The organism is Acinetobacter sp. WC-323 (assembly GCF_000314615.1).
In the GTDB taxonomy this organism is placed as follows: domain Bacteria; phylum Pseudomonadota; class Gammaproteobacteria; order Pseudomonadales; family Moraxellaceae; genus Acinetobacter; species Acinetobacter courvalinii.
Window position 1 is genome coordinate 15,751 of the sequence record NZ_AMZS01000037.1, and the last position, 21,927, is coordinate 37,677.

General features: G+C 40.0%; 24 protein-coding genes. 16 read left to right on the top strand and 8 right to left on the bottom strand.

From position 1 onward, the window contains the following. Positions 1–104 precede the first annotated feature (104 nt). The gene (locus tag ACINWC323_RS10205; RefSeq protein WP_032881398.1) at positions 105–899 is read left to right on the top strand and encodes an alpha/beta fold hydrolase; all 795 of its coding nucleotides are present in this window, start codon (positions 105–107) and stop codon (positions 897–899) included. Positions 900–1,120: 221 nt separating this feature from the next. Beyond that, positions 1,121–1,381, top strand: a complete 261-nt coding sequence (locus tag ACINWC323_RS10200; protein ID WP_005230041.1) for a hypothetical protein — start codon at positions 1,121–1,123, stop codon at positions 1,379–1,381. 46 nt (positions 1,382–1,427) lie between these two features. Here ACINWC323_RS10200 and ACINWC323_RS10195 read toward each other — a convergent pair whose 3' ends face one another. Beyond that, positions 1,428–1,895, bottom strand: a complete 468-nt coding sequence (locus tag ACINWC323_RS10195) for a BLUF domain-containing protein (RefSeq protein WP_009511737.1) — start codon at positions 1,893–1,895, stop codon at positions 1,428–1,430. A gap of 39 nt (positions 1,896–1,934) precedes the next feature. Continuing rightward, a complete protein-coding gene (locus tag ACINWC323_RS10190; RefSeq protein ID WP_009511693.1) occupies positions 1,935–2,384 on the bottom strand; it encodes a BLUF domain-containing protein in 450 nt (149 codons plus the stop codon). 547 nt (positions 2,385–2,931) lie between these two features. Here ACINWC323_RS10190 and ACINWC323_RS20380 point away from each other — a divergent pair. Further along, positions 2,932–3,267 carry a hypothetical protein gene (locus tag ACINWC323_RS20380; RefSeq protein ID WP_005285384.1) on the top strand — a complete coding sequence of 112 codons (336 nt, stop codon included), beginning with the start codon at positions 2,932–2,934 and terminating at the stop codon, positions 3,265–3,267. 220 nt (positions 3,268–3,487) lie between these two features. On the opposite strand, the gene arsH is transcribed toward ACINWC323_RS20380, so the two are convergent. The 4 genes from arsH to ACINWC323_RS0118965 are packed head-to-tail and all read right to left on the bottom strand — an operon-like array spanning position 3,488 to position 6,051. Beyond that, the gene (gene arsH / locus ACINWC323_RS10185; RefSeq protein ID WP_009511640.1) at positions 3,488–4,192 is read right to left on the bottom strand and encodes an arsenical resistance protein ArsH; all 705 of its coding nucleotides are present in this window, start codon (positions 4,190–4,192) and stop codon (positions 3,488–3,490) included. 5 nt (positions 4,193–4,197) lie between these two features. Then, positions 4,198–5,241, bottom strand: a complete 1,044-nt coding sequence (gene arsB, locus ACINWC323_RS10180) for an ACR3 family arsenite efflux transporter (RefSeq protein ID WP_009511751.1) — start codon at positions 5,239–5,241, stop codon at positions 4,198–4,200. 7 nt (positions 5,242–5,248) lie between these two features. Continuing rightward, positions 5,249–5,722 carry an arsenate reductase ArsC gene (locus ACINWC323_RS10175; protein ID WP_009511600.1) on the bottom strand — a complete coding sequence of 158 codons (474 nt, stop codon included), beginning with the start codon at positions 5,720–5,722 and terminating at the stop codon, positions 5,249–5,251. 5 nt (positions 5,723–5,727) lie between these two features. Then, on the bottom strand, positions 5,728–6,051 hold the full coding sequence (locus ACINWC323_RS0118965) for an ArsR/SmtB family transcription factor (protein ID WP_032881399.1): 324 nt from the start codon (positions 6,049–6,051) through the stop codon (positions 5,728–5,730). 296 nt (positions 6,052–6,347) lie between these two features. Between ACINWC323_RS0118965 and ACINWC323_RS10170 the strand changes: the two genes are divergently transcribed. From ACINWC323_RS10170 to ACINWC323_RS10160, 3 genes are all read left to right on the top strand, one after another. Further along, the gene (locus ACINWC323_RS10170; protein WP_009511595.1) at positions 6,348–6,605 is read left to right on the top strand and encodes a PAAR domain-containing protein; all 258 of its coding nucleotides are present in this window, start codon (positions 6,348–6,350) and stop codon (positions 6,603–6,605) included. A 324-nt stretch (positions 6,606–6,929) separates the two neighbouring features. Further along, positions 6,930–8,090, top strand: a complete 1,161-nt coding sequence (locus tag ACINWC323_RS10165; protein ID WP_009511613.1) for an iron-containing alcohol dehydrogenase — start codon at positions 6,930–6,932, stop codon at positions 8,088–8,090. Continuing rightward, entirely contained in the window at positions 8,087–8,530 is a 444-nt protein-coding gene (locus ACINWC323_RS10160) for an acyl-CoA thioesterase (RefSeq protein ID WP_009511723.1), read from the top strand. Before ACINWC323_RS10165 ends, ACINWC323_RS10160 begins: the two co-directional genes overlap by 4 nt. Before the next feature lie 50 nt (positions 8,531–8,580). On the opposite strand, the gene dnaX is transcribed toward ACINWC323_RS10160, so the two are convergent. Beyond that, the gene (gene dnaX / locus ACINWC323_RS10155) at positions 8,581–10,605 is read right to left on the bottom strand and encodes a DNA polymerase III subunit gamma/tau (protein WP_009511695.1); all 2,025 of its coding nucleotides are present in this window, start codon (positions 10,603–10,605) and stop codon (positions 8,581–8,583) included. A gap of 192 nt (positions 10,606–10,797) precedes the next feature. On the opposite strand from dnaX, the gene ACINWC323_RS10150 reads away from it, so the two are divergent. The 10 genes from ACINWC323_RS10150 to ACINWC323_RS10105 all read left to right on the top strand — a co-directional run bounded on the left by ACINWC323_RS10150 (position 10,798) and on the right by ACINWC323_RS10105 (position 21,464). After that, positions 10,798–11,958, top strand: coding sequence for a cupin domain-containing protein (locus tag ACINWC323_RS10150; RefSeq protein ID WP_009511705.1), 1,161 nt, complete (start codon positions 10,798–10,800; stop codon positions 11,956–11,958). 209 nt (positions 11,959–12,167) lie between these two features. Next, on the top strand, positions 12,168–13,223 hold the full coding sequence (locus ACINWC323_RS10145) for a linear amide C-N hydrolase (protein WP_009511590.1): 1,056 nt from the start codon (positions 12,168–12,170) through the stop codon (positions 13,221–13,223). A 63-nt stretch (positions 13,224–13,286) separates the two neighbouring features. After that, positions 13,287–13,760 (top strand): hypothetical protein, encoded by a 474-nt coding sequence (locus tag ACINWC323_RS10140; protein ID WP_009511611.1) that lies wholly within the window; start codon positions 13,287–13,289, stop codon positions 13,758–13,760. Between the two features lie 478 nt (positions 13,761–14,238). Beyond that, a complete protein-coding gene (locus ACINWC323_RS10135) occupies positions 14,239–14,805 on the top strand; it encodes a TetR/AcrR family transcriptional regulator (protein WP_009511582.1) in 567 nt (188 codons plus the stop codon). 562 nt (positions 14,806–15,367) lie between these two features. Next, positions 15,368–15,679 (top strand): ArsR/SmtB family transcription factor, encoded by a 312-nt coding sequence (locus ACINWC323_RS10130; protein ID WP_005285354.1) that lies wholly within the window; start codon positions 15,368–15,370, stop codon positions 15,677–15,679. Between the two features lie 85 nt (positions 15,680–15,764). Then, entirely contained in the window at positions 15,765–17,465 is a 1,701-nt protein-coding gene (locus ACINWC323_RS10125; protein WP_009511617.1) for a SulP family inorganic anion transporter, read from the top strand. A 197-nt stretch (positions 17,466–17,662) separates the two neighbouring features. After that, positions 17,663–18,865 (top strand): serine/threonine transporter SstT, encoded by a 1,203-nt coding sequence (gene sstT / locus ACINWC323_RS10120; protein ID WP_009511655.1) that lies wholly within the window; start codon positions 17,663–17,665, stop codon positions 18,863–18,865. Between the two features lie 6 nt (positions 18,866–18,871). Then, entirely contained in the window at positions 18,872–19,552 is a 681-nt protein-coding gene (locus ACINWC323_RS10115; protein ID WP_009511578.1) for a YoaK family protein, read from the top strand. Positions 19,553–19,555: 3 nt separating this feature from the next. Beyond that, on the top strand, positions 19,556–20,095 hold the full coding sequence (locus ACINWC323_RS10110) for a DUF2058 domain-containing protein (protein WP_009511731.1): 540 nt from the start codon (positions 19,556–19,558) through the stop codon (positions 20,093–20,095). 118 nt (positions 20,096–20,213) lie between these two features. Further along, positions 20,214–21,464: a mechanosensitive ion channel family protein gene (locus ACINWC323_RS10105; protein ID WP_009511736.1), complete on the top strand. Its 1,251-nt coding sequence runs from the start codon at positions 20,214–20,216 to the stop codon at positions 21,462–21,464. Between the two features lie 34 nt (positions 21,465–21,498). Here the strand turns inward: ACINWC323_RS10105 and ACINWC323_RS0118970 are convergent, their stop codons facing one another. After that, complete coding sequence (locus ACINWC323_RS0118970; protein WP_005229996.1) at positions 21,499–21,750, bottom strand: hypothetical protein; 252 nt, start codon at positions 21,748–21,750, stop codon at positions 21,499–21,501. Positions 21,751–21,927 lie beyond the last annotated feature (177 nt).

The window sequence follows — 21,927 nt, forward strand, 5'->3', positions numbered from 1 at the left end:
AGGCCCTCATTAGAGGGCTTTTACCCCTCGTCTAAAACCAAAAAGACAATCAAAACATAAGTTTCATTTATTTATATATGATCTAGCCACCAAGAGAATTAACCATGCCAAAGCTGATACACAATGGCCAATCGTTATACTATACAGATTCAGGCCGCGGTCCGATCACCCTGATATTTTCCCACGGTTTATTGATGGACAATGAAATGTTCAATCAGCAGATTGAATTCTTTAAAGATAAATATCGTTGTATAGCCTGGGATGAAAGAGCGCATGGTCAAACAGCCAGTGATTCAATTGAAGCATTCAATTACTATGATTCGGCAGATGATCTGGTTGCTATTCTGGATAAATTAAATATACAGAAAGCCATCCTTGTTGGCATGAGTCAGGGTGGCTATCTATCACTACGCTGTGCTTTAAAGCATCGTGATCGGGTAAGTGCTCTGGTGTTGATAGATACACAGGCCCAGTTAGAAGACCCTGAAAAATTAATGAATTACAAACCTTTGTTTGAGCAGTGGATCGATCAGGGCCTGACACAAGATATCGCTGACTTTATCGCCCATGTCATACTCGGAGCAGATGCACCTGAAAGATTTGTATGGCAGGAAAAGTGGAAAAGCTGGCAACCGCATAATTTAGCCGCTGCCTTTAATGCGCTGCTAGATCGCAAAGATATTTCTGAAGATATTGCAAAGCTTAAGCTGCCCGCAATTGTTATACATGGAGAAAAGGATATCGCAATTGGGCTAGACCGCGCTAAAGATATGGCTTTACGCTTAAATTCAGAACTGGCCGTGATTCCGGAAGCTGGGCATGCAGCGAATCTGACCCATGCCGAACAGGTCAATCAGGTCATAGATAATTTCCTTAACACCCTCACTCAGGATTCATGATCAGTAGAGTTAACAAACAGAATCTAGAGTTAAAAAATCAAATGACTAACTACACACTAGCAATGATGAATCTTGATCTGATCTATTAAAGTATGTGCAGCATAAAATAGTGTGTAGCATTAACTTTTATTAGATTAACTTTACATTCTGAAATGTGAGCAGCCGTTTGAATTGTATAAAATACAAACTAAGCAGCTCAGCTATTGTTAAAGGTATTATTTTTGAAGATTAAAGCCGTTGTTCTTCAGGACGAAGAATTAAAAATTCATAAACTCCGGAAAGTTCAAGATTCAGTTTATGATTCTGCCAAAAAGAGCAAAGTCTCAACCTGGCTATGGATTTATGCTGAAACAGCAGAATTTTTCAATTTCCATATCTGGGAAGAGCTGGACAATGCTTATCTCAATAAAGTCATTCATTATAAAAACAAGTTTTACAAAGTGATTGAAATCGACCCGACAGATAAGGTCCGTTATTCTTGAACCCTCCATCTGATCGGAAACTTCCCGGCTTTTAATAAAAATCACCTTAAAGATAAGGATGAATACCGCGCTGGTTTAGTCCTACTCTTTTACGAATATAACTTTGATTTTCATGCAGAAGTGCTTCTAGCATGCCCTGCACATTTTGCTCATTCAGCACTGAAGGCATGAATTCTTCGCAGCCTAAACCATGAAAGAAAATATCGACCTTTGAGCTTTTTTGAACATACTTCATCGACCAGTTCTTAAAGCTGTACTTCCTAATTTTTTTGATTTCAAATTCAACAATATCCTGATGTCTTGGATCTCTTTTGATGCTTTCAAATAGAGGTAAAACAATAAAGTCTTCCCCTTCTAGACATTGGAAATATGCATTATTTGCATAATACAGTACCCCAAACACCAGATTTTTTGCATTAAAGTCTCTGGCCCTAGTCAGGATATTACTGAGATCATCAATCAAATCGTCAGCCAGGCCTTGTCGTGAACTTGCATAGCACAATTGAATTTTCATGTTTTTCTCACCTATTGCATGCTATGAATCAATTGACTTTTAATCATTTAGCTCAAAGGCATAGGGTTCGGTTGCATATTCGGCAGCAAGAAGCGTTATGAATGAAGATATTGAGTCTGTGGTCAGTAAAAATGGATTAAAATCGTCTCTATGATGTTCCAGGAAAAAATCACTCAATCTTTTATTGATGGGTGCAAATTTCATATTCCAGTGCTTAAATAGTCCGAAATCGCAGTTTTGATAAAATAAAATTTCGCAGTTTTTATGGCGCTCATCTTTTAAAATTTTCTGATAAAAAAGTTCATCTACTATACTTTTACGCCCTTCTAAGCACTGAACAAAATATCCATGACCATAGTAAAGAACACCCGTAATATCATTACGAGAATTAAAATCAACTGCTGTATCAAGAATTGTTAATAAATCCTGTTTCAGGTCAGGATAGATATTTGTCGCCTTACTTGCATATAAAACTCTAACGAATTCCATCTGGGACGTGCTCACATCTAAAAAATTAAAGGGAGATAGATAAATAATTCACTTAAATGAGGGAGTTATAGTGTTTAATGTCCACATATACAAAGCTTAATCACCACCATACAGGCTTTTGTTTTTTAATGCTATTTTTATTTTTTCCAGCTTTCTGTATGTCATATACCAGCCTTCTGTTAAAAAATATTAATCGATTTTTTTTAGAAATTTATCAATTAAAAATAAAAAATTGATTTCACTATGAATTAATGAATATTTTCTGAAACATTGTGGTTATTTTTTAATCAAATGTACGATATTTCTCATAATCATGTACGCCAAAGCTTATACCGATCCATTTTCCAATCCCTATAATTTTCTCATACACCAGCATTTCGATAATCCATTATTTTTATTGAGTTTAAAATAATAGCCATGATCATTTTAAACGATAAAAACCCATATAAAGGCTTACTTTAAATAATGGTGTAGACCCACACCCTACCTTTGAGATGAGGCCCTTAAAGGTAGGGATTTTCTTATGCTCAGCAATAGAGGCAAAACGATGAATATCATCAAGAATTTTTTTATTTTTGCTGTTTCGGTAATCGTTATTTCTGTATTGATCATCTTGTTTGATAAAATCGGAATGAATAAAAACTTCAATCTGTTATTTTCATCTGTTCTATATTCAGTTTTTATTACTCTGTATTTTAAGCATATTGCCATCAGTTTATTATGTGTGTTTGCATATTACTCGCTATTATTCCTACTTACTGATTCATTAGAAGTTTTTTGGATGCTTTTAACTTCACTCTCGACATGCATTTTAATTGAATTTGTAATGCCAAAACTCAAGAAAGATGTCCTCATATCGTTTTATAAGACCAATAGCTTATAAATTTATCCACATGTCAATCACGATCCCGTCTACCCTAAGGATTGGCTAAAGATAGATAAAGACCCGCTACTTCGTAGCCAATAGAAGTGGTGTATGCATACAGATAAATTAAATAAAAATCCATGCAGATGGGATAAATTGTTGAACATCAATAATTAAAATCAAAACGCTCTTATAAGATTGAAAAGAGCGTTTAAATAATTAATTTGAAGTTATCAACTTATAGCGCGCGCTGATTCACCCTTTGTGAAAGCTGTTCAGCAGATTCCTTTCTCTCTGAATAACGATTTGTGAGGTACTGACTTTGTCCACGCGTAAGTAACGTAAATTTATAGAGTTCCTCCATCACATCCACAATGCGGTCGTAGTAAGAAGAAGCTTTCATACGTCCATCCTCTTCAAATTCCAAAAATGCTTTAGGAATCGAAGATTGGTTTGGAATCGTAATCATCCGCATCCAGCGCCCCAAAATACGCATCTGATTCACGCTATTAAACGACTGAGACCCTCCACTGACTTGCATCAATGCCAACGTTTTGCCTTGAGTTGCACGAATTGCACCGCCAGCAAGCGGAATCCAGTCAATTTGTGATTTAAAGATTGAGCTCATAGAACCATGCCGTTCAGGTGAACACCACACCATACCTTCCGACCAAGCCAAGAGCTCATGTAACTCTTTAACCTTTGGATGCTCAGTGTCCGCATCTTCAGGTAAAGGCAAGCCTTTAGGATGAAAGATTTTTACTTCAGCACCAAACTGCTCCAGAATCCGTCCTGCTTCCATCACCGCTAATCGGCTGTATGAACGTTCGCGGTTAGATCCATACAACAACAAGATACGTGGTGGATGATCAAGCTGTTTAGCTTGTACATTTTCTAAAGTAGGTTGATCAAGAAGATTCATATCTACATTTGGGAGAGTCATAAAAATTAAACCTCTTCTTTAAAAAACTTTTTTCTAAGCCACAAAGACACACTGACTAAAGCAATCAGCACAGGTACTTCCACTAGAGGGCCAATCACCGTGGTGAATGCCACAGGTGAAGCTAGACCAAAGGTTGCAATTGCAACAGCCAACGCCAGTTCAAAATTATTACCTGCAGCTGTAAAAGAAATTGCTGTGGTTTTAGCATAGTCATTCCCCATCCATCTGCTCATAAAAAAGCTGATAAAGAACATCATCACAAAATAGATTGTGAGCGGGATCGCAATACGAATTACATCTAAAGGCAGACTCACAACTTCCCCACCTTTCAAGCTAAACATCGCCACAATCGTAAACAATAAAGCCAATAAACCCAGGGGACTGATTTTAGGCAAAAAGACATTTTGGTACCAATCTAAACCCTTAGCTCGAACCATAGTCAATCGTGTTATAAAGCCAAGGAAAAATGGAATTCCTAAATACACGAATACCGCATGGGTGACTGTCCAGAAATCAACATTGATCACTTGTCCTGCCACACCAAAATAAGGGGGTAACAACGTCAAGAACAACCAAGCATATGTACTAAAGAATAAAATCTGGAAAAGACTATTAAAAGCCACCAAGGCAGCGACGTATTGATGATCACCACAGGCCAAACCGTTCCATACCAGAACCATGGCGATACAGCGTGCCAATCCAATAAGAATTAAGCCGGTCATATATTCAGGATAACTATGCAAAAAAAGGACAGCCAATAAAAACATTAAGACTGGTGCAATTACCCAGTTTTGTACCAAGGAGAGTGTCAATGTTTTCTTGTCTTTAAAGACCTGTGGTAGAGCCGCATAGTCCACTTTGGCCAAAGGTGGATACATCATCAGAATTAACCCTATTGCAATCGGGATATTGACTGAATCCACACTCATTTGATCCAAAGTAACGGAAGCTTGTGGGAACAACACACCTATCGCAATCCCTATTGCCATGGCAATAAAAATCCATAGCGTAAGGTTACGATCTAAAAATGATAATCTGGGTTGAGCCATGAGATTCTCATTCAATATCAGAAATTCGATTGAATGCAGCAATCAATTCAGGACGTGTCATGCTCACTGTATCCAGTTTAAATAAAGCATCTAAACGACGATTGATATGATCGACAGTCACTTGGAATGCTTTTAGCTTTTGTTCTTTCGGTAAATCCAAATGTGAAGGATCAGCCAAGCCCCAATGAGCTTTGATTGCCCCACCCAAATAAAGCGGACAAGCTTCCTGTGCTGCTGCGTCGCAAACTGTGATGACCACATCAGCTTGATATTGCTCACAGTCATCTATGGTTTTACTCCACAATCCCTGTGTGGAAATCCCCATATTCTCAAGCGTTTCGATTGTTAAAGGATGAACTTGTCCGGATGGTTTACTGCCAGCACTAAATGCCTTCCAGCCATCAGTTGCACGCTGGTTAAATAAAACTTCTGAAAGGATACTTCTGCAACTGTTACCGGTACATAGAAATAAAAAATTCATTATGTTTACTCACATTGAATTAAAAGAGGCGAATTAACGTTTGCATTTATTATTTTCTCGTCATCCTGATTCGCAATAACGCTTAGAACAGAAAGTGCCCATTCAGGCAGATCCGGATTTAAGCTGTAATACACCCACTGCCCTTTTCTTTCGTCTAGCAATATGGAAAGGTTTCTTAATAGGGCTAAGTGTCGAGAAATTTTCGGTTGACTCAGTTCAAGTTGTTCTGTGAGTTCACAGACACAAATACTGTTTTTAGCGACAACTAACCTCAAAATATCCAAGCGGGTTTGATCTGAAAGACATTTAAAAAAATCAGTTTGATTCATTTTCAAGCTCAATACATACTTTCATATAAATATACGCATATCCACATATTGAAACAAGTCATTTAAGCTAAAATATTTTGCTTTCATAAAATGCCCACTGCTTAACATTAATTTTTTAAATTTATGTTCTTTTAAAAAGTTAAATGATTAAATCTCAGCTATTTACTCGATTACAGTCCATCAACCTCAAATCTACTCAAATAAGACTGTTCTAGACTGGCTGGTCAATAGACAGAACTGTCTATATTTATTTGATAATATGCCGTGGAAAATTGCCACTGTGAGTAAAGTTTATTATGCCAACACGATATATCGTTGTAGGGTGTCCTACAACTGGTGGCGGTAAAGTCATCACAGGCAATCCTAACTTTTCAATCAATGGCCATGCGATTGCCTGTATTGGCGATGAAGCAACCTGCCCCAAACACAGTTGTGTATCTATCATTATTACAGGTGACGCCACAACTCAGCTTGGTGGTCGATCGGTTGCTCGTATTCATGACTCACTTTCTTGTGGTTGTAAGTTGCTACAGCTTGAAAATGCCTCATCGTGATGTAAAGGCGCTGATACCTCTCTCAATTTCACGACCAAGCCAGATCCTGAACAAGATGCGCTTATCGCTCTCATTTATCGAATAGACTACTCTTTATTCGAACCAGTCAGTTTTTCAGCCAAAGAAACACCAAAAATCTTAAAAAATAAATATTTTTCAATTATTTAAATCCATAAACCTATAAAACCCATCCCTTATTCGGGACGACAGATAGCGCTTAAAATTACACTGTTGAAACGCATCTTATGTTAATTTATTGGAGCAATAACCTAGAGTCGCATTATAAAAATGATGTATGTATGATGAAAAAATAAGGATGTATGTATGAACCCGTTTCAATTTCAAACCGTTCCCAACATCATTGCGGGGCTAGGTTCGATACAAGAACTTAAAAATATTTTAACCCAACACAACTATCATAACGCCCTGATCGTGACCGATGCCGGCATGATTCAGCATCAGTTGCATCAACCGGTTCTTGAGATTTTAAAAGAAATTGATCTGGCATATCTCATCTATTCAGATATTCAGGCCGATCCACCTGAACATATTGTTCTGGAAGCCGTGGATTTTGCCAAACAGGAAAAGATCGATGTGATCATAGGTTTTGGCGGCGGTAGTTCCATGGATGTGGCCAAGATTATCGCTTTGCTTGCACATCCAGCGCAGCAACAGCAGCTCAGTGAAATCTATGGCGTGAACCAGGCAAAAGCGCCGCGCTTACCTCTTATCCTGATTCCAACCACGGCAGGTACCGGTTCAGAAGTGACTCCCATCTCGATTGTCACCACAGGAGCCACCACCAAAATGGGCGTGGTTTCTCCGATTCTCTATGCTGATGTTGCCATTTTAGATGCTACTTTCACACAAGGACTCCCTGCCCATATCACGGCGGCAACAGGTATCGATGCCATGGTGCACGCGATTGAAGCGTACACCTCGAATATTAAGAAAAACTTTTATGCAGACATGCTGGCGAAGAATGCACTCAAATTACTGAATCAGAATCTGGCAAAAGTCCTCAAGAATGGTGCCGATCTGGAAGCACGCCAGAATATGCTGGTAGGTTCAATGCTGGCTGGTCAGGCTTTTGCCAATGCACCCGTTGGCGCAGTGCATGCGCTTGCTTATCCATTAGGTGGACATTTTCATCTTTCGCATGGGCATACCAATGCGTTGGTTCTGGTAGAAGTTTTAAAATTCAATGCGCCCAAAGCCAAACAGCATTATGCCGAGCTCATGCAACTGTTAGATCCACGAAGTACGGGATGTACCGATGGCTTATGTGACCTGTTTATTGATCATATGCAAAACCATCTGGATCAAAGTGGCCTGACTCTGAAATTAAAAGATCTGGATGTTCCAGAGGCCAAACTGGCCCAATTGGCGAAAGATGCCATGCTACAAACCCGCCTCTTGCAAAATAATCCAAGAGAAATGACCGAACAAGATGCTTTACAGATTTATCAGGCGATTTATGCATGAGCAAACCCGTTTTAAAAACCCGGCAACAATTTAAATTTTTTTTCCCGATTCAGACCCGTTGGGCTGACAACGATATCTATGGTCACGTCAATAATGTCACTTACTATAGTTATTTCGATACCGCTGCCAATTCATTGCTGATTCAAAAAACCGGATTTGATATTCACAACAGTGAAATTATTGGTCTGGTCGTCGATTCGGCTTGTAGCTTTTTACAGGAACTGTCATTTCCGGAAATGATTGAAGTGGGTGTGGCGATTGGCAAAATAGGAAATTCATCTCTTAGATATGAATTGGCGATTTTTAAACAGGGTCAGCCGCAAGCGGCTGCACAAGGGCATTTTGTGCATGTTTTCGTTGATCGTGAAAATCGAAAAAGTACTGCCATTCCAGAGAAAATGCGGGAAGTTCTCGAGCAATATTTGCTGCCTAGTGAATGAAGTTAATATAAAAAAGGCAAAGCGATTAAGCTTTGCCTTTTTATTAAGACTTAAGGCTTCAATTGAATATTGTGCAATTCCGCATCAAAAGTTTCTACCAGACTTTTAATGGTGGGTTCTTGATGTAACAACTCGACAGCACGATTAAAGGCTTTTTGCTTACGTTGATTCTGCATCAACAACGGCGTATTTGAGTCCACTGCACCGTATTGCACATTAAAATGGGTTTGTGGCCATTGCGTTTTTAAGGCATCTTCCAGACCATGCTGTAACTGTGACAGCATGCCTTCATACTCCTGAGGAATCACCAGAACACAGGTGCCGTTAATTTGCCCTTGCATCACACCATGCTGTGCCAACTCCTGTACGGCAGGTGAAAGCTGGCTGGTTCTAAACCAGTATTCCCATTTTTCCAGATTCCACTCGCCCTCCAAAGTCTGCTCACGCAACTTGAGAATGTCTTGTGGCATTAAATCGTCTGATATTGCTGGAGCAGTAGCTACGCTTGTAGCTGTTGCAACCACAGTGTCTACAACCTGTTGCTTGATAACAGCAACTGAAGACTCTGCTTCCACTACAGGTTGCGGTTCAAGCTGCAGCTCATCTACGGGAGCAGAATTTTCAACATTCTCTTCAACCGGGAAAATCAGAACTTCTTCCGAATCGGTAATACTCGATTGAACGATTTCTGTCTGTGCTGAAGTTTCCAGACCGATCAACTGGCCCGCTTCTGCATCAAACACCATCAGATTATTGTCTGGTTTTTGCGCAGCAGGTTCAGGTTCAGGTTCAGGTTCAGGTTCAGGTTCAGGTTCAGGTTCAGGTTCAGGTTCAGGTTCAGGTTCAGGTTCAGGTTCAGGTTCAGGTTCAGCATTAACTGCTTGTTGCAGAACCGCAAGTTGATTTTCTGTATTTACATGTTGTACTGGTTGCTGAACTTCTGCTGCAATCTGGGTTACAGGCGTTGCACTTACAGTGACTTCATTTAAGCTCATCGGTCTAAATGCCAATAAGCGTAACACTGTCATTTCAAAGCCTTGCTCTTGCGTCACTGCCAGCTGTAACTCTGCCCGCCCTTTGCATGCAATCTGATAATAAAGCTGTAAGTCCTGAGCGGAAACTGTCTTAGAAAGCTGTAAAATTTTCTGATTGATTTCTTCACTATACTTCAGCGCAAGATCTGGCAAGTATTGCAACAAAGCCAGTTCATGTAAGGTTGAAACCAGTTGATCCAGCACCAGAGACACATCGAGGGCTTGCTGTCTAAATTGTAGAAGTAGCTGACTCACACGCGCTTGCTGATTTTGATGAATCGCCAGAATCAGGTCGTAAATAATGGTTCGGTCAATCAGGCCCAACATGTCTTTAACATCTTGGTGATGTACGGCACCTTGACCATAGGCAATTGCCTGATCCGTTAATGACAAGGCATCACGTAAAGAACCTTGTGCAGACTCGGCAATTTGCCAAATCGCATCCTGATCTGCGTCTATCTGTTCTTTATTCAGAATTGCGGTTAAATGCTCGGTAATTTCATCGACGGCTAATGGACGCAAGGTAAATTGCAGACAACGCGAAATCACGGTAATCGGTAATTTTTGTGGATCTGTGGTTGCAAACAGGAATTTGACATGCTCAGGCGGTTCTTCCAAGGTCTTTAACAAGGCATTGAATGAATGCGTTGAAAGCATGTGCACTTCATCGATCAGGTAGACCTTGAAACGACCTTGCGTTGGCGCATAAGGAACATTGTCGAGTAACTCACGGGTATCTTCCACTTTGGTGCGTGACGCCGCATCAATTTCGATCAAGTCGATAAAGCGGCCTTCATTTACCGCCTTACATGTGGTGCATACTTCACACGGCGTCGAGGTGACACCGGTTTCACAGTTTAAGCATTTGGCTAAAATACGGGCAATCGTGGTTTTCCCCACGCCACGCGTTCCTGTAAACAAGTAAGCATGATGCAAACGACCGCGTTCCAATGCGCTGGTTAACGCACGAGAAACATGGTTTTGCCCCACTAACTCATTGAAATTACGTGGACGGTATTTTCTTGCCAGTACTTGATACATGTATGCTCCTTTTCGCCTGTTAAGCATACTGTTTTTTTGAAAGACTGTGAACGAATACGCGTTCAATTGATCAAGATTAAGTACTTTATCTGATCTTTTCTGTGGTTTTCATCACTTTCATACAAGACTTGCACCAACATTCAACTCAAGGGACAATACACACCAATTTAAATGTTGTTGGTTTCATTTCCCATGTCTCAATCTTTAGCGGTACTCGGCGGCATTACCGCAGAACAGTTTCTTAATGAATATTGGCAAAAAAAACCTTTACTGGTTCGTAATGCCATGCCTGAAATTATTGGCCTATTAGAACCAGCGGACGTACAAGAGCTGGCGCTGGAAGAACATGTCACGGCCCGTCTGATTCGTCAAAAAAACAAGAATCCAAATGAATGGCATGTGAAGTCTTCACCACTCACCAAAGGTGACTTCCAGAAATTGCCTAATCTATGGACCTTACTGGTTCAAGCCGTTGACCATTACTCCTTCGATATCGCAGAGTTATGGAAAAAATTTCCGTTTATCCCGCAATGGCGTCGTGATGACATCATGGTGTCTTATGCGCCCAAAGGCGGTTCTGTTGGAAAACACTTCGATTTTTATGATGTGTTTCTGATCCAGGGTCACGGTCACCGTCGCTGGCAACTTGGTCAGATGTGTGACGAATCTACCCAGTTGATTGCTGACCAGCCATTAAAGCTTTTGGCTGACATGGATGTGCATTTTGATGAAGTACTTGCGCCAGGCGACTTACTCTATGTCCCGCCGGGTCTATCACATTACGGCGTTGCTGAAGATGATTGCTTAACCTTTTCCTTTGGTTTCCGTATGCCAAATCTTTCTGAAATGATTGATCAGGTCAGCGATAAATTTGCAGAAAACACCCTGCTCAAGAATCCATTGGCAGATATCGCACGTCAACAGACAGCACATCTAGGTGAAATTAATAGCACTGAATTTGCTTATTTAAAAACCCAACTCCTAGACTACCTCACTCAAGCACCCGAGTTTGATGCAGCCATCATGGCCTACATGAGTGAAGCAAGCTATCCAAACAATATTCCGGAACCTGAAGAAGTAGATGCGAATGATGTAGCGGAAGTGATTGGTGCAGATTACCAGATCATTTTGGAGCCTGCTTCAAGATTACTTTACCGGAAACAGGACGATTCTTTCGAGTTTTGGGCCAATGGTGATACGGTTTGCATCTCGGCAGCGTTCATGCCTTATTTAAAACAAATTGCAGATGGTGAAAGCCTATTACTGGATGAACGTTTTAATGAAGCGGATATTCTGGAAGATATCGCACTCTTGCTCAACAATGCCATTGTAATGCTATTACCGCCAAATTAATCCATATCTCCTCAAATATTCTGGCCCGATAGAGAAGCCTTTTCTCTTTCGGGCGACGCCAACGAAAGCCCCTAAAATAAATCCCTACTTTTTATATTGATTACATTTTACTGCTTGAATAAAGTCGTTTTTTAAATAGACTCAAATTAATTCATTACAAAAAATATTGAATAGAAATCATGCTTATATAACTGCAAGGAGTTTCACTTGTGTTTAAAAAAATATTAGGTTTTTCTTTTCTCACCACTGCATTGATCTTGCAAACCAGCCATGCCTGTACCCGTGCGGTTTATCTCGGAAATAATGATCATATTATTACTGCCCGATCGATGGACTGGAAAGTGGATGTCGGTACCAACCTGTGGATTTTACCCAGTGGCGTAGTTCGAGACAGCAATGCCGGCCCTAAATCGCTGAAATGGAAAGCCAAGTATGGCAGTGTGATTGCCACAGGCTATGATATCTCCACTACAGACGGCATGAATGAAGCCGGATTGGTCGCTAATGTTTTATGGCTGGTTGAATCTCAGTATCCCGATACCAAACACTCGAGTAAACCGCAGCTGAGCATTTCTGCCTGGGCGCAATATGTGCTGGACAATTATGCGACTGTCGCCGAGGCTGTCAGCGCTTTAGAAAAACAACCTTTTGACCTGACTACCGACAGTGTGCCGGGTGAACAGCGTCTTGCCACCTTGCATTTATCCATTTCAGATAAGACCGGAGACAGTGCAATCATTGAGTACATTGGCGGCAAACAAGTGATTCATCATCATAAAAAATATCAGGTCATGACTAATTCACCCACCTTTGATCAGCAACTTGCATTAAACAGCTACTGGCAGCAAATTGGTGGAACGGTGATGCTACCGGGTACTAACCGCGCAGCTGATCGTTTTGCCCGTGCCTCTTTTTATATCAATGCCATTCCCAAAAATGACAATCCTAAAGATGCCATTGCCTCAGTGTTTAGTGTCATCCGTAATGCCTCCGTACCTTATGGATTAAATACTGCAGAAGAACCGAATATTTCTTCTACCCGCTGGAGAACGGTCGCGGACCATAAACAGCAACTTTACTTCTTTGAATCTGCGGTTTCACCCAATGTATTCTGGGTAGATTTAAAGAAAATCAACTTTAAAGATGGTTTAACGCGTAAACTTGATCTTGGAAAAGATCAACAAAATACCTTTGCTGGTGATGCCACCAATCAATTTAAAATATCAAAACCATTTGAATTTCTTGGCCCACAACTACACCATTAACACTGAACCCTAGAGAGTTGAAAACATGAAAAAACCTTAAGTTTACTGAGTCTTTGTCTTGTGATGAGCGGATGCTCGACCTTGCCCGACTCTGCGACACAATCAACAGGTAATTTGGCGACAGCAGGCTCTTTAAACTGTAAAGCAAACGAACTTTGCCCCAATGTCTTTGTGGAATGGGATCAGCAACAGAAACAGCAATTAAGAGTTGAAACGGTGCTCAACAGCAGTTATGACTATTATGATATTAAAGCAATTACCTTCCTGCTTGATGGCAAAGCATTTTCATATCCGGCGACTGGCCCAACCCAGCAGAAAAATATTAATCGCCTGATTCCAAGACGCTCTTCAAACAGTTTTATTGTTCCAAGCTCGTTTCTATATGAACTCAGCAAAGCTCAACAGGTCGAGCTTTCAATCGAAACCGACAAAGGAAATATTCAGCGTTCAGTTTATGCGCCAAACCAGCCATCAATGCTCTATCAAAATTTTGTCAAGTTGATCGCTGGTCTACCAGCGCCTGCCAACAAATCGTAAAAAAGAAAATTATACGATTAAAGTCAGTTATTTATTTTAACTAAAATAACTGACTTTTAAATATTACAGTTTTATTAAAAATTCGGATTCCGAATCAATTTTCAAAAAGATCTCTGTGAGAATTAAATAAGCCATAGCAAACAACAATTAAACTCTTCTCATTATTTTCCAAACGATAAAGATTATTTGCATCACAGCACATATCTTATAAAAACAATTAGATGAATTATCACCCATTCATTACCCTCCCTGATTTTATTTAAAACTTCGTCTAAATAAACTAATTCCAGATTATTTCTTAAATATTCATATCTTTAATTTTTATACTGCCCTTAAAAAGAAAGCCTGAAGGATCAATTAAATAAATAATATTATTTTTCCCTATGATATTTTTTAAATACCATGTAGAATCCCAGCGAAAATTGCATGATGAAATGCAACTTGGTGCTCTTGGTGATGGGCTAACTTGAGGCGTTATATGTCAAAAAAAGAAGATATTATTAACACTGCATTAAGACTTTTTAATTCGCACAGTTACAACTCGATTGGCGTCGATCGTATTATCAGTGAATCTGGCGTTGCAAAGATGACTTTTTATAAATACTTTCCATCAAAGGAAAAGCTGATTGAAGAGTGTCTGATACAACGTAATATCAACCTTCAGGCCTCTTTGAATGCAACTTTGGCGGAGTGTGACCAGTCAGATCACCTAAGCCAGCTTAAGGCGATTTTTCAATGGTATGCTGCATGGTTTAATAGTGAAGACTTCAATGGATGCATGTTCCAGAAAGCTTTAGAAGAAGTCATCAAAATCTATCCATCGACCTTGCAACCTGCAACCCAATACAAGATCTGGTTAACTGCACTGGTGCAAAACTTGCTGACCAATCTCGAAATTCACAATCCGACTCATCTCGCCACGCTGATTGTCAGCATCTTGGATGGGATGACGATTCAAGCTCATGTCAACAAACATTCCGTTGAGATGAATGAATACTGGAAACGTGTTGAGCATCTGATCAATTTTGAAAAAGAATTTGCATAAGCCTGGTTATCCCTTTATGAATAAGGGGATAATCATTCATTAAATTTAAGCAGAATCTGAATAAAGAATTGAAAAAAATAAAGCGTGATTTATAATTATTATTGTGGCTCACGCTTGCGTCTGAGTGTAAAAAGAATAATAAGTATTATTACCCTCTGGCGGTTGTACTTTCGCACTCCCAATCCTTTTTATGCAGACAGATCGTTCTGTCTTGTTTTCTATTATATATACTTTCTATTAAAGCACAATCTTTTTTTCAATATTTTTATATTTGTTAAATATATTAAGCACTTAATTTTATTTTACAGTTTAACTAAAGAATAGCTTGGCCTAAAAAACTGGCCCGATTCTCAAAATGCGACAAAAAACACATTTAATCACCATAAAAACAACTTAAGCACACTATTTCCAAGAATCAAGAAAAGCACCACATTTTGAATTGTTTTATCAATTTTACTTATATGTATTTTCATTAAAAACCATTGCAATTATGCAGTTTTACTACAATTTTCTCCTATGCTGACTTTATACTAGCCACGGCTGTAACGTAACGAGTGTAAGTATGCAAAAGGATTTTGAAATCGACGCAATGAGAGAATCAGCAGGTACAATCGTCAATGTACTTAAATCTCTCGCCAATACCGATCGGTTAATTATTTTGTGTCATTTAGCTAAACAAGAGCTGAATGTTTCACAGATTGAGGAGATTACGCAAATCTTCCAACCTACCCTGTCTCAACAGCTAATGATGCTACGGAAAAGCAATGCAGTGTCTACCCGCCGTGATGGTAAACAAATTTTTTACTCCATTCTCGATCCGAAATTAAAAGCAATTTTAAATACCTTGTATGAACATTATTGCCCTCAAGCATAATTTTTGAGGAAATTACAATCAGCATCACTTTCTTTAGCATTTTTTCTGCATAATATATATGAATTTATGATTTAGACTATGATGCATGAAATTGTTCAACCAAAATGTTTCCAAACTTTTTCCTGCACGAAAATGGCTAAGTGAATATCAGTTTTCATACTTTAAGTCGGACTTAATTGCCGCGCTGATTGTGCTGGCAATGCTGGTACCCCAAGGTATGGCCTATGCCATGCTGGCTGGGTTGCCACCGGTTATGGGGATATACGCCAGTATATTGCCCATGATTGTTTATGCCTTTACCGGAACCAGTACAACGCTGTCCATAGGCCCCGTTGCCATTATTTCCATGATGGTCTTTGCTGCATTAAATCCACTATTTCCCGTGGGCTCTACCGCTTATATAGAAGCTGCCTGCCTATTGGCGCTTTTGGTGGGCATCATTTCGATGATTCTGGGGCTATTACGTTTCGGATTCCTAATCCAGTTGATTAGCCATCCGGTGATTCAGAGTTTTATCATTGCATCGGCTCTGTTAATTGCATTGGGACAGCTCAAGTTTCTGCTCGATATTCCGCTACAAGCCACAAATATTCCAAAATTTATCCTGAGCTTATCTCAAAATTTTCACCGGATCACAGTTTCAGGGATGAGCTTTGGCCTGCTCTCGGTATTGTTACTTTTTTTGCTTCCCAAATTTATCCGCTCGGAATTCCTCAACAAAGTCCTGCCTCTGCTTCTGGTCGTCGGCTCCATTGTCTTACTCAGCCTTTGGAGTGAAAATAATCTGGGCATTCAAACCGTAGGGATCATTCCAACAGGTTTACCCGGCTTACAGTTTCCAACATGGAACCTCAGTTTAGTCCAGCAACTGTTACCCAGCGCTTTTATGATTGCCATGATTAGTTTTGTTGAATCACTGGCCATAGCTCAGGCCACCGCTTTGCAAAAACGCGATGATTTAAATAGTAATCAGGAACTGATTGCTTTAGGTCTGGCAAATATTGTTGCTGGGGTAAATTCAGGTTTTGCGGTATCTGGTAGCTTATCCCGTACTGTGGTCAATGCCGATGCAGGTGCAAAGACCCCAATTGCGGGTGTACTTTCCTCATTGTTCATGATCGCTGTGAGCTTATATTTTACGGGGTTTTTCCAGAATTTACCTTTAGCTGTGCTGGCTGCAACCATTTTTGTTTCTATCTGGAAACTGGTTCGCCTGAGCCCATTTATTGAAACCTGGAAATATTCAAAAGCCGACGGCCTCGCCATGTGGGCAACATTTTTTGGTGTCACCTGTATTGATATCTCGACAGGATTGATTATTGGTATTATTTTAACCTTTGTTCTATTGCTGTGGAAAATTAGCCGACCGCATATTGCAGTGATTGGTCTGATTGAAGGGACCCAGCATTTCAGAAATGTGTCACGTTATGATGTCATTACGACCCCAACTGTGGTGGCTTTTCGTGTAGATGAAAATCTGACCTTTTTAAACGCACATGTGTTAAAAGGTCATGTGATTACAGAAGTCAGTCAAAATGCAGAGCTACAACATGTGGTAATCAATTGCTCAAGTATTAGCAACATTGACCTGAGTGCTGTAGAAATGCTGGAAGATCTTAACCGTGAATTGGCACAGTTAAATATTCAATTGCATTTGTCAGAAGTGAAAAGTTTTGTGATGGATCGACTGGTTAAATCTGAACTGACCACGCAACTCACAGGCCAGATTTTTCTATCACATTATCAAGCAATACAAACACTTTCGCCTGATATGCTTGTAGAATAAACAATTTTACCGGATTATTTTTTATACAAAAGGATGTGTCATGTTTTCCTAATTTTTTTTTAAAAACATTGTCTTAATTTTTTCAATATTTTTAAAGTAATTGAATTGCAAAAAAAATTTTATTATTCACGGTTCTTAGGTATAGAATACCGCGCTTGTTTAACCTTAAACCGTGCATAGGTTTATAAGGCCTTTATATGTTTAATGTACTGTCTCGCTTGAGTTTAGTTAGCAAAATTATTATCGCTATTTTTCTAGGGATCGGAGTAGCTCTGCTCTTTCCTAACTTTACACCCTATTTAAGTTTATTGGGTGAATTATTCATTAAAGCATTAAAGTCTGTTGCACCGATTTTAGTTTTTGTTTTAGTCCTTTCTTCGATTGCAAATTTCCAGATCGGACAGCACTCTAATATCAGACCTGTTCTGGTGTTGTATCTTGTGGGAATGCTGCTGGCGGCATTTAGTGCAGTAGCAGCAAGCGTGATGTTTCCAAGCCAGCTATTTTTACACTTACCTGCTGAAAGTGGGCTTCAAGCACCTGGTAGCCTGGCAGAAATTTTAAAAAATTTACTTTTAAGCTTTATTGCCAACCCTGTTCAAGCTATCAGCGAAGCTAACTTTATCGGTATTCTGGCGTGGGCGATTGGTCTAGGTCTGGCTTTACGTCATAGTTCGGATAACACCAAACAGGTATTGACTGATGTTGCCGATGCGGTGAATAAGATCATTCATACCGTGATTGGCTTTGCCCCAATCGGCATTTTTGGTCTGGTTGCGGTGACCTTCGCAGATGCAGGCTTGGCGACATTACAAAGCTATGCACATCTCTTGTTCGTATTAATTGGGACCATGTTGTTTGTCGCGCTGGTGATCAACCCGATCCTGGTTGGGATTACCATGAAAGCCAATCCCTATCCGCTGGTATTTACCTGTCTCAAAGAAAGCGGCATCACTGCATTCTTTACCCGTAGCTCTGCTGCCAATATTCCGGTGAATCTGGATCTGGCACAACGTTTGGGTGTAAACGAAGCAACAGCAAGTGTATCTATCCCGCTTGGTGCAACCATTAACATGGCAGGCGCTGCCGTGACCATTACGGTACTCACTCTTGCAGCAGTGCATACTTTGGGTATTCCTGTTGACCTAAGCACCATGATCATTTTATCTGTAGTGGCAGCAGTCTCTGCTTGTGGTGCCTCAGGTGTTGCGGGCGGGTCTTTGCTCCTGATCCCTGTTGCTTGTAGCCTGTTTGGTATATCATCTGAAGTTGCAATGCAGATCGTTGCGATTGGTATGATTATCAGTGTATTGCAGGATTCAACAGAAACAGCGCTAAACTCATCAACCGATGTCCTCTTTACCGCTGCTGTAGATTTTAGAGACCGTCAAAACCCATAGGTATATATGCCACTTCAACGTTTACCCAACTGGATTCAACTTGGTGCTTTTTTTCTTGCACTGAATGCCGGAATGGTAAACGTTTTAGGCTTATTTACCGTGTTGCATCAATCTGTTTCACACATGACAGGCAATGTCAGCATTCTGGCTATGAGTTTGCTGGACTGGCAGCCTGAACATTTTATCTATCTCAGTCTGGTCATTCTCTGCTTTATCACAGGGTCATTCTATAGTGGCCTGATTCTGGGGAATGGCAATCTGGCCTTTGGTCGTCGTTACGGCCTTCCTCTGAGCCTGGTGGCTATCTTTCTGTTGCTGACCTGGTTGTTGCTACCTTACTTTCCGCGTTATGGCCTGCTCTGGGCGTGTGTAGCCATGGGCGTGCAGAATGCCATGGTCAGTCATTACAAAGGTGCCATTATCCGGACAACGCACCTTTCTGGCGTTCTCACCGATATTGGTCTGGCTTTAGGATACAAAGCCCGTGGCTTACATGTAGAAAAACGCCGTATTTTTCTACATCTGCTTATTTTTATCGGTTTTTTATTAGGTGGACTCATTGCGAGTGCACTTTATCCTTATTTAAAATTAAATAGTTTTCTCATCCCTGCCGGCTTAAGTCTGGGGATGAGTATGACATACTGGATTTTTTATTTTGGTTCTTCATCAAACTCACATCTGGATTGAATTATGGTTAAAAATGCATTGCAGGCCCAATTATTAAAAGCTGGTTTGGTGGATAATAAAAAAGCGAAAAAACTGACCAAACAGGCTCAACACGGGCAACGGACCGGACAAAATGATGATGCGACTCTGAAGGCGGAGATTGATCGTGCCAAACAGGAAAAATTAGCCAAAGATCAGGCGCTGAATCTGGAAAAGCAGAAGATCCTGGAAGAGAAAGCCCTAAAAGCTTCGATTATCCAGATGATCAAGCAGCATAAAGTACAGGATATTAAGGGTAATGTGACCTATCATTTTATTGATGAAGGCAAAATCAAGAAAGTCTATCTTTCACAACAGGTTTATAACGCACTTGTTTCAGGCTCACTGGTGATTGCCAAAGATCAGGACAGTTATGCTTATCTGCCTAAAGCATTGGCAGACAAGATTGACCAGAAAATGTCAGGTTTTATCTTGGTGAATAACAATAGCGAAAACAATGATCAGGCTACCGATGAGGAAGATCCATACGCAGCTTATGTGATTCCTGATGACTTGATGTGGTAAAAGACCACGGCGTTATGTAAAAACGCCTTACAGAACGTATATAAACTGTGATCAGATTATTATAAATATCAAATACACCTTACAATTCTGTCTTAAAAGAAATGTAAGGTGTATTCGTTTGGATTATTTAGGTTTTATCCGTGATATTCGGGTTGAGTTAAGTCATTATTCCTGGCTTGAGATGATATTGTCCTTAGCTGTTTTAATTTTATTTGCAGCGCTTGCGAACTTTATTGCAAAAAGAATTATTGTTCGTGGCATTCGCCATCTGATTACAAAATTTAAGTCTCCAAACCAATCTATATTTGCACAACACAGTGTTACTCGCCGTTTTGCAAATATTGTTCCTGCCATCGTCATCATGAATGGTATCAGTACGATTCCTCATCTGCCTGCAAAAATCGTAAGTCTGGTACAAATGGGGGCGCAAGCATTCATTTTCCTTACACTTGCCCTTACGGTCAGTGAAGCTTTAAATATTTTTAACCTGATTTATCAGCGCAATCCAAAATCAAGAAACAAGCCCATTAAAGGCTATTTACAGCTGGTTAAGCTGATCCTGTTTGTGGTGTGTGGCTTAATGATCTTGGGAACTTTCCTCAAGAAAGATGTGTTTACCCTGCTTGCCGGTTTTGGTGCTATGGCTGCAGTGCTGATGCTTGTATTCCAGAACACCATCCTTTCGTTAGTTGCCAGCGTACAGATTGCTTCTTATGACATGGTACGTATCGGAGACTGGATTGAAATGCCATCTTTAAATGCGGATGGCGATGTCATTGATATGTCATTACATACAGTGACCGTACAGAACTTTGATAAGACTTTTACCACCATCCCCACCAACAAACTGGTGACAGATACCTTTAGAAACTGGCGTGGTATGAGTGAGTCCGGCTGTCGTCGTATTAAACGCTCTCTTTTCCTCGATCAAAGTAGCGTTCACTTCATGAGTGACGAAGAGCAGCAAAAGCTAAAAGATTTTCTATTACTGGATCAATATCTGGATGCCAAGAAATCTGAAATTGAAGAGTTCAATAATCACTTAAGTAACCAGTCGCGTTATAACCAGCGTCGTTTAACCAACCTTGGTACATTCCGTGCTTATGTTGAATTTTATTTACGTCAGCATCAAGGTATTGCACAGAACCAGACCATTCTGGTACGTCAAATGCAGCCAACGAGCGAAGGTCTGCCATTAGAGATCTATGCATTTACCAATACCATTGCTTGGGCCGCTTATGAAGCCATCCAGTCAGATATTTTCGATCATCTGATTGCGATTATTCCGGAGTTTGGTCTGAGAATTTATCAAGCACCATCAGGTCATGATTTTCAATTACTTACGCCAGAGCATGAAAACAAAGTTTAAATAAAATATTAAAAAAGCACCTTCGGGTGCTTTTTTAATGGATTTCGAAGTACTTCTTACACCCTTCCATCCATTCTTTAGACACAGGTGCTTCACGGGGGTATTCGGTATTTGCCAGTTTACAATCTTCCACCTTCTTTAAGCCATTGTCCGCTGGAAAAGTATAACCATAATAACCATCACTATTGCGCTGATAGCCTCCTGTTTGTCTATAGTCCAGATACAGGTAGCCCATACATAATAATAGGATCCCTAAGATTACAAGCATCACCCCTTTTAAGCTCATTGTTCTGCTCTATGGCCTATTTTTCAACATTATAATCATATTTTATTAACATTTTAGGATAAAAGAATCTTATCTTCTTAATGAGATCAGGCTCCTTTCTCACATTATATAACCAGCAATATTTTATAAATCACATAAAAAAAGCCCTAAAAATTTAGGGCTTTTTTGCTCTTTGTA

What these genes read in the sequence shown, in the direction of transcription:
- ACINWC323_RS10205 (WP_032881398.1), top strand. Translation starts at nt 105, where the DNA reads ATGCCAAAGCTGATACACAATGGCCAATCGTTATACTATACAGATTCA.
- ACINWC323_RS10195 (WP_009511737.1), bottom strand. Translation starts at nt 1,895, where the DNA reads ATGAAAATTCAATTGTGCTATGCAAGTTCACGACAAGGCCTGGCTGAC.
- ACINWC323_RS10190 (WP_009511693.1), bottom strand. Translation starts at nt 2,384, where the DNA reads ATGGAATTCGTTAGAGTTTTATATGCAAGTAAGGCGACAAATATCTAT.
- ACINWC323_RS20380 (WP_005285384.1), top strand. Translation starts at nt 2,932, where the DNA reads ATGAATATCATCAAGAATTTTTTTATTTTTGCTGTTTCGGTAATCGTT.
- arsH (WP_009511640.1), bottom strand. Translation starts at nt 4,192, where the DNA reads ATGACTCTCCCAAATGTAGATATGAATCTTCTTGATCAACCTACTTTA.
- arsB (WP_009511751.1), bottom strand. Translation starts at nt 5,241, where the DNA reads ATGGCTCAACCCAGATTATCATTTTTAGATCGTAACCTTACGCTATGG.
- ACINWC323_RS10175 (WP_009511600.1), bottom strand. Translation starts at nt 5,722, where the DNA reads ATGAATTTTTTATTTCTATGTACCGGTAACAGTTGCAGAAGTATCCTT.
- ACINWC323_RS0118965 (WP_032881399.1), bottom strand. Translation starts at nt 6,051, where the DNA reads ATGAATCAAACTGATTTTTTTAAATGTCTTTCAGATCAAACCCGCTTG.
- ACINWC323_RS10170 (WP_009511595.1), top strand. Translation starts at nt 6,348, where the DNA reads ATGCCAACACGATATATCGTTGTAGGGTGTCCTACAACTGGTGGCGGT.
- ACINWC323_RS10165 (WP_009511613.1), top strand. Translation starts at nt 6,930, where the DNA reads ATGAACCCGTTTCAATTTCAAACCGTTCCCAACATCATTGCGGGGCTA.
- ACINWC323_RS10160 (WP_009511723.1), top strand. Translation starts at nt 8,087, where the DNA reads ATGAGCAAACCCGTTTTAAAAACCCGGCAACAATTTAAATTTTTTTTC.
- dnaX (WP_009511695.1), bottom strand. Translation starts at nt 10,605, where the DNA reads ATGTATCAAGTACTGGCAAGAAAATACCGTCCACGTAATTTCAATGAG.
- ACINWC323_RS10150 (WP_009511705.1), top strand. Translation starts at nt 10,798, where the DNA reads ATGTCTCAATCTTTAGCGGTACTCGGCGGCATTACCGCAGAACAGTTT.
- ACINWC323_RS10140 (WP_009511611.1), top strand. Translation starts at nt 13,287, where the DNA reads ATGAGCGGATGCTCGACCTTGCCCGACTCTGCGACACAATCAACAGGT.
- ACINWC323_RS10135 (WP_009511582.1), top strand. Translation starts at nt 14,239, where the DNA reads ATGTCAAAAAAAGAAGATATTATTAACACTGCATTAAGACTTTTTAAT.
- ACINWC323_RS10130 (WP_005285354.1), top strand. Translation starts at nt 15,368, where the DNA reads ATGCAAAAGGATTTTGAAATCGACGCAATGAGAGAATCAGCAGGTACA.
- ACINWC323_RS10125 (WP_009511617.1), top strand. Translation starts at nt 15,765, where the DNA reads ATGAAATTGTTCAACCAAAATGTTTCCAAACTTTTTCCTGCACGAAAA.
- sstT (WP_009511655.1), top strand. Translation starts at nt 17,663, where the DNA reads ATGTTTAATGTACTGTCTCGCTTGAGTTTAGTTAGCAAAATTATTATC.
- ACINWC323_RS10115 (WP_009511578.1), top strand. Translation starts at nt 18,872, where the DNA reads ATGCCACTTCAACGTTTACCCAACTGGATTCAACTTGGTGCTTTTTTT.
- ACINWC323_RS10110 (WP_009511731.1), top strand. Translation starts at nt 19,556, where the DNA reads ATGGTTAAAAATGCATTGCAGGCCCAATTATTAAAAGCTGGTTTGGTG.
- ACINWC323_RS0118970 (WP_005229996.1), bottom strand. Translation starts at nt 21,750, where the DNA reads ATGAGCTTAAAAGGGGTGATGCTTGTAATCTTAGGGATCCTATTATTA.